Source organism: Phocoenobacter atlanticus subsp. cyclopteri (assembly GCF_018343795.1).
GTDB classification, from domain to species: domain Bacteria; phylum Pseudomonadota; class Gammaproteobacteria; order Enterobacterales; family Pasteurellaceae; genus Phocoenobacter; species Phocoenobacter atlanticus.
Map to the genome: position 1 here is coordinate 874,630 of NZ_CP074346.1, position 12,157 is coordinate 886,786.

Genomic DNA, 12,157 nt, shown 5'->3' on the forward strand with positions numbered 1-12,157 from the left:
TCTGTCCTTTACATATTTATTTTTCCCATACCATAAAACGGCAAGGATAATTATTTTTTTCATCAATTTCAGATAAGGTTTCTTGTTTTAACTGCCACTTTGATTGATCAAATTCAAAAAAAGTATCCCCCTCAATTTCTGCCTGAATTTCTGTCAAATATAATCTATCTGCTAATGGCAATGCTTGTTTAAACAATTCTCCGCCCCCTATAATCATTACTTCTTCAACATTAGCTAATTCACTGGCTATTTGTAACCCTTGCTCTAGGCTAGAAGCATACCACGCACCTTCTACTTCAAAATCAGAACGAGATAAAATAATATTAGGACGATTTGGTAATAAACGCCCAATAGATTCATAGGTTTTTCTTCCCATAATGACGGGTTTATTTATCGTGTTTTTCTTAAACCACGCTAAATCAACAGGTAAATGCCACGGCATTTGATTATCTTTACCTATCACGTTATTTTTAGTTCGTGCAACAATTAAACTGATTTTCATCGCTTTTCTCCTTTTATTTTCATTCTATCAAAATAGATAATTTTTTACCTTTTATTATTTAAGAAAAATTGAATAAATGATAATCTATACGTAATAAATTTTGCAAAAAATGATCAACATCATACCGCTTATAAGGAATTTTATGGATTTTAATTTTGATATTTTAGCACTGCTATTTCTTGTAGCGATGGTCGCTGGTTTTATTGATGCTATCGCTGGTGGAGGCGGACTAATTACCGTTCCTGCTCTACTGGCTGTCGGAATTCCCCCCACTTTAGCATTAGGTACCAATAAACTGCAAGGTAGCGGAGGTTCTTTCGCTGCTTCTCTTTATTTTATACGACAAAAAACAGTTAATTTAAAAGAAATAAAATGGTTGATTATATTGACTTTTTTAGGCTCTTCCATTGGGACTATTTTAATCCAACTAATGGATGCAGCCTCCCTTAAAGTGATTATTCCTTTTCTTATTTTTATTGTTGGATTGTATTTTTTATTTAGCCCTAATTTAGGTAAAAAAGATGTTATACAACGTATCAGTCTTACTTTATTTGGTGTAACAGCTGCCATAGGAATTGGTTTTTATGATGGTTTTTTAGGACCTGGAGCAGGATCATTTTTTACACTGGCTTTTGTTTCTTTACTGGGTTTTAATCTTTCTAAATCGGTTGCTCACGCAAAAGTACTAAACTTTACGTCTAATTCTGCTGCATTACTCTTTTTTGTTTTAGGTGGTGCCGTACTTTGGAAAGTAGGATTATTTATGATGATCGGTCAGTTTATTGGTGGTCATTTAGGTGCAAGAATGGTCGTCACACGAGGACAAAAATTAATTCGACCAATGATCGTGATAATGTCATTTACTATGGTGATAAAAATGCTTTATGATCAAGGTTATTTTTATTAAAAAACCATTATGAATAAAACAAAACGTATTGAAATTTTAACTCGATTACGAGATCAAAATCCGCATCCAACAACAGAGCTGAATTATAATTCACCTTTTGAGTTATTGATTGCCGTAATTTTATCTGCTCAAGCCACTGATGTTGGTGTAAATAAAGCAACGGCTAAATTATTTCCTATTGCCAATACACCTCAAAAAATTTTAGATTTAGGTGTAGAGGGCTTAAAAGAGTATATTAAAACTATTGGACTATTTAATAGTAAAGCAAATAATGTGATTAAAACCTGTCGTGATTTAATTGAAAAACATAATGGTATTGTTCCTGAAAGCAGAGAAGCCTTAGAAGCACTGGCAGGAGTAGGGCGAAAAACCGCCAATGTAGTACTTAACACTGCTTTTGGACACCCAACTATTGCCGTTGACACCCACATTTTTAGGGTAAGTAATCGTACTAAATTTGCGATGGGAAAAGATGTTGTCAAAGTTGAAGAAAAGTTATTGAAAGTTGTTCCCAATGAATTTAAAGTTGATGTCCATCATTGGCTGATTTTACACGGTCGCTATACCTGTATCGCCCGAAAACCTCGTTGCGGTTCGTGTATTATTGAAGATCTTTGTGAATATAAAGATAAAACGGAAGTTTAACTATTTTTTAAATAAATAATCTCACAGAATATATGACTCTATACCTTAAAGTATGTAAGTTAAAAAAGCATTGCTTTGTATTAATTGTTAAGTTGTAACAATATAGGATAGACAAGGTAACTGTCTATCCGTAATATATTTATAAATTATCCTTTAAAAGTTGGCAATAAACCAAACATATCAAGGAAGTGAATAATAGCAACACTCATTCCAAATAGAATTAAAATACCTAACAGTATATTTCCGCCACCAATATGAAACCCTTCTATACCATTTCTCTCACGTGCTTTTTTCACTAACAATGCTGGAATAATACAAGTCCAAATTGTCGCAACCGCTCCTGCATACCCAATTGCTGTTACGAAGCCAAATGGGAACCATACAGATAAAATAAGTGGTGGTAAGAATGTCACTGCCCAAGATTTGGTTCGTCCAATTTTGGTATCATCAAATTTGAAGAAATCAGCTAAATAATCAAATACCCCTAAACCAACACCAATGAATGAAGATAATACTGCCGCCATTGAGAAGGCATTAATAATATTTTCAACAGTTTTAGATTCAACAACTTGACCTAATGCACCAAGCAGAGCTTGCCATTCACCGCCATTTTCAAAGACTTGTTTAAATTCTGAACGAGGAAGATTACCAAAAATACTGAATGTCCAAAGTAAATAAAGAACTAAGGCGATCGTTGTTCCTCCTAAAATCGCATATTTTGCTTTAGTTTCAGATTTATAATACAAACGCATTGAAGCAACGCTATGGTGATAGCCAAATGAAGTTAATGCAACGGGCAACATTGCCGCAGCAAACAGTGTATAATCTCCATTTCCATTACCTGTATCAAATAAAACTTTCAGATCAATATGGGTTGCTAGTCCTGATATACCGAAAATAAAAGTAAATACCATCACTAAAATAAGCAAAACTGAAATGCGATCAACTGATTTGGTTGAATGCCATACTAATCCAGAAAAAACAAATACAAAAATAATTGACCAAATTCCTTGAGAATATTCACCAAATGTATTATCAAAAAGTCCATTTAAGGTACGCCCTGCAACTGTTGTGTAGGCATAAAGTAAAATACCTCCAACAAAATATACTGCTAAATTATTGATTACATTAATTTCACTTCCTAAAAGATCTTTTGTGACGGTACTAAATGAGACGCTAAATTCATATTTTTTATATGCTTCCAATAAGAGCCAACCTGAAAGAGTCATCATCAACATTGTAAAAATTAATGCAATTGTTGAATATATTATCCAAGCACCAGCACCTTTTATTGGAATAGCAAGCATTCCAGCACCCACACAGACACTGGCTATAATACAAGCACCTCCAAATATAGAGGGGGTAGTTTTTTTCATAATAAGACTCCTTTTATTATTAATTTTTAGAAAGTTGCACTACTATACTAGTACAGCTTTCTATTTGCAAGTGTTTATTCCACTTCTTTTAAGCGTGCTGTAAAATGACGCAATACTTTAGGTTCATAACTAAAGGTTAATCCTTTAATATTCGCTGCGTTTTCTTTCACTTTTTGGAATGCTTCAATAATGAAATCCATATGACTTTGTGTATAAGTCGCACGTGGAATAGTTAAACGTAGCAATTCCGCAGGACAAGGTAACTGTTTACCTGTTTTTGGATCACGTCCTAATAGGAATGAACCAATTTCTACAGCACGAATACCTGCTACTTTATAAAGTTCACAAGCAAGTGCCTGTGCAGGGAATTGATCAGCTGGAATATGTGGTAATAATTTACCTGCATCAACGAAGGCTGCGTGTCCACCTGGTTGCTGACAAACCACACCAATTTTCTCTAATCCATCAACTAAATATTCAATTTGACGAATACGATAAGCTAACCAATCTTCACGCATACCATCGTATAAACCAACAGCTAAACGTTCCATTGCTCCGCCTTCTAAACCACCATAGGTTGGGAAACCTTCTTGTACCACACAAAGTGTACGACACTCGTGATATACATCTTCCATTTCTTTATTTTTGAAACAGAGTAATCCCCCCATTGGTACCATTGCATCTTTCTTAGCAGACATTGCTAATGCATCAGCATATTGGTAGCACTCATAAGTGATTTTCTCAATAGACCAATCTTTGCATTCTTCTTCACGTTGTTTAATAAAATAGGCATTTTCAGCAAAACGTGCAGAGTCCATCACAACAGGAATATCATATTTACGAGCAATTTCATACACCGCTCTTAAATTAGCAAGAGAAACTGGCTGACCACCTGCGGAGTTACAAGTAATAGTTGCTACAATATAAGGTACATTTTTTGCCCCTACTCTTTGAATGCCTTCTTCTAATGCTTCAAGGTTAAAGTTCCCTTTAAAGTCGTGTTCAACACCAGTATCAAAGGCCTCTTTAATGTAAACGTTATTCACTGTTGCACCATTTAATTGAGAGTGACCTTGTGTGGTATCAAAGAAATAGTTTGAGAATACAACCATTTTGTCACGCTCTAAACCTTTTTCTTGCTCACGTTTTTTAATTAAAATTGGGATATAAATTTGCTCTGCTCCACGACCTTGATGGGTTGGGATTGTAAATTCATAGCCAAAAATATCTTTTACCGCATCTGCTAATGCATAGTAACTACGGCTACCACTATACGCTTCATCGCCTCGGAACATTGCAGCTTGCATATCTTGGGTAATTGCACCCGTTCCACTGTCGGTTAATAAATCAATAAAAATATCTTCACTATCTAATAAAAATGGATTCATTCCTGCTTTTAAAATAGCTTGATCACGATGTTCACGTGTTGTTCTTTTTACTGGTTCAATAACACGGATACGGAATGGTTCTGGTAAATGTTTAAACGTATTCATAATAAAATCCTCATATAGATACGAACTACAACACATTTTGTCTGTAGAAATAGAAAAAAATTAAAAATAGAAAAAATTTGAAAAAAGAAAAGTAAATTATGGGAAACAAAGGAGCATTCTAGGGTCGATCACAAACCACGATTTTAGATACAATAAAAGTAATCGCATAAATTTATCCTCTTGGTAGAATTTAAATTTAGTTACCTTTTAAACAAAGGCGGATTAAGATTAGTATAAAATTCCTGCAGTGTCATTTGAGCAACATTAATTTTGTGATCTCTTTCACATAAATCGATTAAATCAATTTCAAGTGTTTGTATGCTATTCCTCAACTAACAAGAGGATTGGTTGAATACACAGATAGCTATACCGAAATTGAGACTATTAAAAGAGACTGTCTCCTAAACTGTGTAACTGCAATTTAGTTAAAGATAATCAGCTAAGCGATCATCAAACTCAATCATAAACTTATTGAGAGCTAATTTCCAGTCTCTAATTGGCATTGTCCATTTTTTAGAGGCATTTTGAATAGCCAGATAAACAACTTTTTTTGCTGAGTCATCTGTTGGGAATAATTTTCTTTTATTGATGACTTTGCGAATAACACTATTGACAGACTCAATAGCATTCGTCGTATAAATGGCTTTTCTGATGTCCTGTGGGTAGTTAAACAAGGTATTCAGGTTATCCCAGTGTTTATACCAAGACCGTGATATTTGCGGATATTTATCATCATAAGTATTCGCAAAATTCTCTAATTCCTGCAAGGCTTCATCTTCTGTCGCAGATTGATAAATTTTCTTTAAATCTCGAGCAACTGCTTTATAGTCCTTATAAGGCACATATTTCATAGAATTACGCACCATATGGACGATACAAAGCTGTATCTTAGTTTTTGGATAAACAGCATTAATCGCATCAGGAAAGCCCGTTAATCCATCAACACAAGTAATAAGGATATCTTTTACACCACGATTTTGTAATTCTGTCAGCACCCCTAACCAAAATTTAGCTCCTTCATTTTCAGATATCCACAACCCTAGAAGCTCCTTTTGTCCCTGCATATTAATGCCTAAAGCAAGGTAAATTGCCTTGTTAATCACACGTTTATCTTGACGAATTTTAACAACGATACAGTCTAAATAAACAATGGGATAGACATCATCAAGGGGACGAGATTGCCACTCGATAACATCATCTAATAGTGCATCTGTCACACGTGATACCAGTGTAGGTGAGATTTCAGTCCCATACAGGTCTGACACGGTTTCAGTGATTTCTCGGGTACTCATTCCTTGTGAATATAAATAGATAATTTTTGAGTCGAGTGTCGGTACTCTTGTTTGTCGTTTTTTGATGATTTCAGGTTCAAAAGTCCCTTCTCTATCACGCGGAGTATCGATAGAAAATTTACCTTCTTCGGTATAGACTGTTTTGGATGTCACCCCATTTCTGCTATTGCTACCTTTACGTATACCATTCTTTTGATAGCCAAGATGTTCATCTAATTCAGCATTGAGTGATTTCTCAAAGAAACGTTTGTGCAAAAGTTGTGTTGCTTTTGCGATATCTTCTTGAGAGTCTAGTTGCTCAAGCAGGGCTTCAATTTGGTCGGTTATATTTGTTTTTTTCATGTTGGTATCCACCTTAATGTTTTTCTATATTAAAGCAGATACACAGTTATTTTTATAGTCTCTATTAAAAATCATAAAGAAGCCATCGCTTGTCTTAACCTACCTTGATTATTTTCTAACAATAATTTTGCTTGATCTTTTGATAAACCACTTAAAATCATCATAATAGCTAATTTGGAATGATTATCTGCCTCTTTTAAGACTTGTTCAGCCTGCTCTTTTTCACATTCTGTGGCTTGCATTACAATTCGTATTGCCCTTGCTCTTAGTTTTTCATTAGTTGCTTGCACATCTACCATTAGATTTTGATAACATTTACCCATTAATACCATACTGGCTGTTGTAAGCATATTTAACACTAATTTTTGTGCGGTACCTGATTTCATTCGGCTAGAACCCGTTAACACTTCTGCTCCCACTATGGTTTCAATCGTAACATCAGATACTTCTGCCATTTTACTGTTTGGATTACTCACAATTGCCACTGTTGTTGCGTCTAATTGTTTTGCATAGGCTAAAGCACTTACCACATAAGGCGTTCGACCACTTGCGGCTATGCCAACTAAAATATCATTTGCTGAAAATTGAATATGCTGTAAATCTTCAATACTGGCTATTTGACTATCCTCTGCTCCTTCAACTGCATTACAAATAGCACGCTCACCACCTGCAATAATACCTTTAACCATTTCCGAAGAAACCCCAAAAGTAGGAGGACATTCAGAAGCGTCAAGCACACCTAAACGCCCACTTGTCCCTGCACCAATATAAATTAATCGCCCTCCTTTTTGGAAAGCATTCACAATTTTTTCGACAGCTAACGCAATCTGTGGCAAAGATTTTTCTATCGCTACAGGCACTTTTTTATCTTCATTATTGATAATTGTCACAATTTCCAGTGCTGAAAACTGGTCAATATTGTGTGAATTTGGATTACGTTGCTCGGTTATCATCTGAGCCAGTGAATTTAAAAGGTTTTGTTGTGTCATTTTGTTCTCTCTATAGTAAAATAAGCGGTATGATTTTTTTAATAATTTGCAATTTTATGATTTATTATCTTTGTCTGTAATTTCCACAACATCATTAATCAACTTTGCAAAATCAAGTGCATTTTTAGAGGTAATTACAGGTTTTCCACTGTCTTTTTCAATTTCTTTACGAGCATTACCTGCAATATTGCCCCCTCGTTTTGCCACTTTTTTATTTTCATCTAAACCAATAGGATTGTGGATATTAGTCAGTTCTGTAGTAGTGGCTTCTGCTAACATATTTAACACTAATTCTAAGGTCGACATATTATCTCTTAAATTTTCTTTTTTGAGATTTTTAAACTCTTTATATTCTCTTGTAGTCATTCCAGACCAAGCTTTTGAGATTTCATTTGTTAAAATTGCAAACTCCCTCCCTGCTTGAACGTTATGCTCTTGCCAAGTATCAGTTAATTCCTTTCTGACTTGTATTGCTTGAAGACGTTGATTGATCCATTCTTTGCTATACCCTTTTTTTAAATAGGTTTGTAATGCTCGATCTATCGCTAATTCAGGATCGATAATTTCATCAATTCTTTCTTTTCCAACCTTTGCTAGCCACATTTTAAATGGCTCTGCTTTTGGGGAAGGTATAGATTGAATAATTCTAAAAATTCCTTGCACACTAGCAGATTGAATTTTTCTTTTTTTTCCATCTAATGCTATCATCTGAAGTGGGGTACAAATTGTACCCCACTTTAAATTAAGTTCACTGTCTCTACTTCTTAGTTTTTTAATATATTGCTTTGGATCTTTACTTTCCGTTAATACCTGAACAACATCAACAATAGAAAAGAACCATTCTTCTTTTTCTTCATCCCACACTGAACGGATCTGACTGTCTTCAAATAATTTAATTTCATTCATTAATCACTTTCCTTCTATTTTTCTTTCCATAAGTTAGATCACACGTCGATAAATTGTCGACAACTCAAATTTGTTTTCATATTATAGACACTAGATCTATCAGCCCCCACATACAATACTTAAAAACTCGATCCAACTCACAAAATCACTTAGGATAAATCACCCCTAAACTCACCGCCTTTGTTGCCCCTGTTACACTTGGCATATTAGAGGGCAAATTGTGTATGCGTTGATAAGCTAACCACGCAAAAGCGACAGCTTCCACATAATCAATATCTAAACCATAATTCGTTGTCGTGCCAACATTCCATTGCGGTAATAATTCTTTGAAACCTTGCATAATAAGAGGATTTTTTGCCCCTCCTCCACATACTAATAAGCGACAGGGTAACGATTTGATTTCTAACTTTAATAATTCTTGAACGGTACTTTGAATAGTAAATTCAACTAATGTACGTTGAATATCTTGAGGTAAACAAGCGGTATGATGTTGTTCAAAATTTGCAATTTTTTGCTCTAACCATTGTAAGTTAAACCGCTCTCGTCCTGTGCTTTTTGGTGGGATTTGTTTAAAAAATGGCTCATCTAACAAAGTGGCTAACAACGATTGATTCACTTGCCCTGTTTTCGCCCATTCACCATTTTTATCATAAGGTTTGTTAAGATATTTATTGATCCAAATATCTAATAAAAGATTACCTACGCCTGTATCGTAGCCAATCACCTCTTGATCAGGGATTAAAACAGAAATATTACTAATTCCACCAATATTTAAAACGACCGTTGCAAATTTTGGATCAAAAAAGACCGCTTGGTGAAAGGCAGGAACCAGTGGTGCACCTTGTCCACCAAATGCCATATCTTTACGTCGAAAATCAGCAACAGTCGTAATCCCTGTTTTTGCAGCAATAATATTAGCGTCACCAATTTGAGTGGTAAAAGGATAAGCGGTTTGTGGCGAATGCCAAACGGTTTGACCGTGACAACCCACGGCTTCAATCTGCTCAGCTTTCAAATGATTAAGATTTAAAAATTGATTGATTGCATCCGCATACAACATACCCAAACGATGGTCTAACTCCCCTAATTGCTGTAATGAGGTTTCTCCTTGTAAACACAAAGTTAAAAGTGACTGACGTAATACTTCTGGTATGGTGACAAAATGACTTGCTTTTAAAACAGACTGTGAGGTAGAAAAATCGACCAATGCCAAATCCACCCCATCTAAGCTGGTACCAGACATTACGCCAAGATAATATTTAGGTTGCATATAATTTTATCTCTATATTTTTATTTTCTGAATTATAGAATAGTATTTCTCTTTTTCAAAATAGAATAAAATTTATTACTTTAGAAAATAAGGGCTACTAGGAGGGCATTCTGGTTTTGATATCAGAGGGGGAACACAATGAATTTAAAGATATTCAATCCACTTAATTTCTCAGCGTAGAAAAACTGAACCATCCAATGATGTTTTACCTAAAACTTAGTCAAGAAAAATTAGATTTATTTCTGTAAAAAATTCATAAAAAAATCTGCACCCAATTGAGTGCAGATTAATTTTAATTAACAATTAAATTAAAACGTTCCTTTTAACTGTAACGATGTTCCCCAGCCATTGTAACCAAAAGCAGTTCGTTCATAATAAGGCATAAAACTCACTGAAAGAGCAGGGTTGATATTATAGCTTAACCCTGTTTGTACTCGTCCACGTGTTTTAGTGATTTTGGCTGTCTTGCTAAATCCTCCCACAAAAGGCATTGAAACTGTATAGGTTGGGTTATCTCCTGTTAATTGCTGCTCTACTTCCGCACTGGCTAATAAACTTAGTTTATGTGTTAATGGCAATCTGCCTTCAACCCCTAATGCCAAAGCAGTATCTGTATAGTTAATTTTTTCAAAACTCGCCGCAAATTCAGCATTCTTTTCTACATAAGCATCACGAGTAATGTGGTTATAACGCAATGAACTATAAACCGATATTTTGCCAAAATCATATCCAGTTGTGAAAGAAAATGCAGAACCTTTCATTGTGGTTTTGTTACTTCCCTCTTCTGTATTTGGCAATAATGGGCGTTTCACTTTTACTCTGTCTCTTTGCCACGCTGCTGCTGTTTCAATAAACCAATGATTATTTTTCCAGTTAGCAAACAGCCCTAATCCTGTATTTCCGTCTGTTTTATAACTTTCTGGTAATTGGCGTGATAAACTTTTATCAAAGTTAATTCCTGCTGTTATGCCCTTTCCAAAACCATAAGATAAACCCAACCCAACACTGGCTGTTTTATTACCTTTTTGACCTGCTACATCTTGACGAATGCTGTAACCTATTTTACCTTTTTTAAAATAGCGACTTTGTTGTAAGCGTTGTAAGATATGCGTTTGTAAAGAAGTGACACCAAGTGCATCATTACCCAAATACACCATACTTAATTTGGTGTGTTCAATATCTATTTTTGTTAGATTATTTATGTTTTTCACTTTCCAAACGGTTGCTCTAGAAACACCATTCTCATCTTCAGCAGTCCCTCCCGCAAAACGGCCATCACGACTTAAAGCAGTAACGCTAGAATTTCCACTATTATCCGCTTTTAATGTGCCTAAGTCAGTTTTGGTTGTCCAATTTGGTCCTGACCAAAGGGTGGCTCTCTTTTCATTATTATCATTTGGAGCCCTGCCTCCAGCAATAGTACCATCATCATTTAAAGCCCAAACCCAAGCTCCTCCAATATTATCGGCTTTTAATGTACCTAAGTCAGTTTTGGTAGTCCAATTCGGTCCTGACCAAAGGATGGCTCTCTTTTCATTATTATCATTTAGAGCCGCTCCACCTACAACCATACCATCACCAATCAAAGTACTTACCCAAGATTCTCCACTATTATCGGTTTTTAATGTGCCTAAGTCCGTTTTTGTACCCCAACTTGGTCCCGACCAAACAATGCCTCTTTCTTTATTATTATCATTGAAAGCAGAACCCGCTATAATAGTACCATCACGACTTAAACCAGTGGCACCTGAGTATCCTCTATTATCTCTTTTTAATGTTCCTAAATCTGTTTTTGTTGCCCAGTTTGGTCCTGACCAAACGATCGCCCTAAATTTATTCTCACCATCTTTTTTAGTATCCCCCACCGCAATAGTACCATCACTGCTTAAGCCCGCAACATCAGAAATTCCCGTATTATCTGCTCTTAATGAACCTAACTCTGTTTTAGTTGCCCAATTTGGACCTGACCAAATGATGCCTCGCCCTCTAGGATCTCGTTCATTATCATTCTTCGCAACACCCGTCGCAACAGTGCCATCATCATTTAAATAGTGGACTTTAGATAATCCACTATTATCTGGGTTAAATGTCCCTAATTTAGTTTGTTTTGTCCAATTTGGACCTGATAAAATAAAGGATTTTAAAAGCCTAGTACTAGAGTTATAAACCGTAACCCCCACAACAGTGTTATCACCACTAAAACAATCAACCTTAGACCTTCCAGCTAGATTCACTCCTAAATTTATTTTTTGAGCAATAATAGGTTGAGCATCTGCAAAAGCTGGTGAAAAGAAAAAAGGATTTAAAGAGAAAAGCACAAAGGAACTAAGATAGGCAAATTTTAGCTTTGTTTGTTTGTTTGTTTGTTTGTTTATTTGTTTGTTTGTTTATTTGTTTGTTTGTTTATTTGTTTGTTTGTTTGTTTGTTTGTTTGT

Annotated in this window: 10 protein-coding genes; 2 read left to right on the forward strand and 8 right to left on the reverse strand. The window is 35.1% G+C overall.

Annotation, left to right across the window (positions count from 1 at the left end):
- Positions 1-16: 16 nt before the first annotated feature.
- Positions 17-502, reverse strand: coding sequence for a type 3 dihydrofolate reductase (folA, locus tag KGI96_RS04090; RefSeq protein WP_211597000.1), 486 nt, complete (start codon positions 500-502; stop codon positions 17-19).
- Between the two features lie 142 nt (positions 503-644).
- On the opposite strand from folA, the gene KGI96_RS04095 reads away from it, so the two are divergent.
- Both KGI96_RS04095 and nth read left to right on the forward strand, forming a co-directional pair.
- On the forward strand, positions 645-1,409 hold the full coding sequence (locus KGI96_RS04095) for a TSUP family transporter (protein WP_211597001.1): 765 nt from the start codon (positions 645-647) through the stop codon (positions 1,407-1,409).
- Positions 1,410-1,418: 9 nt separating this feature from the next.
- A complete protein-coding gene (gene nth, locus KGI96_RS04100) occupies positions 1,419-2,054 on the forward strand; it encodes an endonuclease III (protein ID WP_090921343.1) in 636 nt (211 codons plus the stop codon).
- 146 nt (positions 2,055-2,200) lie between these two features.
- On the opposite strand, the gene KGI96_RS04105 is transcribed toward nth, so the two are convergent.
- From KGI96_RS04105 to KGI96_RS04135, 7 genes are all read right to left on the reverse strand, one after another.
- Positions 2,201-3,430, reverse strand: coding sequence for an aromatic amino acid transporter (locus KGI96_RS04105; protein ID WP_211597002.1), 1,230 nt, complete (start codon positions 3,428-3,430; stop codon positions 2,201-2,203).
- Between the two features lie 74 nt (positions 3,431-3,504).
- Positions 3,505-4,923 carry a tryptophanase gene (gene tnaA, locus KGI96_RS04110; RefSeq protein ID WP_211597003.1) on the reverse strand — a complete coding sequence of 473 codons (1,419 nt, stop codon included), beginning with the start codon at positions 4,921-4,923 and terminating at the stop codon, positions 3,505-3,507.
- A gap of 425 nt (positions 4,924-5,348) precedes the next feature.
- Entirely contained in the window at positions 5,349-6,557 is a 1,209-nt protein-coding gene (locus tag KGI96_RS04115; protein WP_213156564.1) for an IS256 family transposase, read from the reverse strand.
- A gap of 71 nt (positions 6,558-6,628) precedes the next feature.
- Positions 6,629-7,546, reverse strand: coding sequence for an N-acetylmuramic acid 6-phosphate etherase (gene murQ / locus KGI96_RS04120; protein WP_211599447.1), 918 nt, complete (start codon positions 7,544-7,546; stop codon positions 6,629-6,631).
- Between the two features lie 54 nt (positions 7,547-7,600).
- Positions 7,601-8,452, reverse strand: coding sequence for a BRO family protein (locus KGI96_RS04125; protein WP_211599448.1), 852 nt, complete (start codon positions 8,450-8,452; stop codon positions 7,601-7,603).
- 145 nt (positions 8,453-8,597) lie between these two features.
- Positions 8,598-9,722 carry an anhydro-N-acetylmuramic acid kinase gene (locus KGI96_RS04130; RefSeq protein ID WP_211599449.1) on the reverse strand — a complete coding sequence of 375 codons (1,125 nt, stop codon included), beginning with the start codon at positions 9,720-9,722 and terminating at the stop codon, positions 8,598-8,600.
- A gap of 308 nt (positions 9,723-10,030) precedes the next feature.
- Positions 10,031-12,040 carry an autotransporter domain-containing protein gene (locus KGI96_RS04135; RefSeq protein ID WP_213156397.1) on the reverse strand — a complete coding sequence of 670 codons (2,010 nt, stop codon included), beginning with the start codon at positions 12,038-12,040 and terminating at the stop codon, positions 10,031-10,033.
- Positions 12,041-12,157 lie beyond the last annotated feature (117 nt).

Bases quoted from the DNA above. Each gene is read 5' to 3' on its own strand.
- tnaA (WP_211597003.1), bottom strand. From the start codon at position 4,923: ATGAATACGTTTAAACATTTACCAGAACCATTCCGTATCCGTGTTATT.
- KGI96_RS04130 (WP_211599449.1), bottom strand. From the start codon at position 9,722: ATGCAACCTAAATATTATCTTGGCGTAATGTCTGGTACCAGCTTAGAT.
- KGI96_RS04115 (WP_213156564.1), bottom strand. From the start codon at position 6,557: ATGAAAAAAACAAATATAACCGACCAAATTGAAGCCCTGCTTGAGCAA.
- KGI96_RS04125 (WP_211599448.1), bottom strand. From the start codon at position 8,452: ATGAATGAAATTAAATTATTTGAAGACAGTCAGATCCGTTCAGTGTGG.
- KGI96_RS04095 (WP_211597001.1), top strand. From the start codon at position 645: ATGGATTTTAATTTTGATATTTTAGCACTGCTATTTCTTGTAGCGATG.
- murQ (WP_211599447.1), bottom strand. From the start codon at position 7,546: ATGACACAACAAAACCTTTTAAATTCACTGGCTCAGATGATAACCGAG.
- folA (WP_211597000.1), bottom strand. From the start codon at position 502: ATGAAAATCAGTTTAATTGTTGCACGAACTAAAAATAACGTGATAGGT.
- KGI96_RS04105 (WP_211597002.1), bottom strand. From the start codon at position 3,430: ATGAAAAAAACTACCCCCTCTATATTTGGAGGTGCTTGTATTATAGCC.
- nth (WP_090921343.1), top strand. From the start codon at position 1,419: ATGAATAAAACAAAACGTATTGAAATTTTAACTCGATTACGAGATCAA.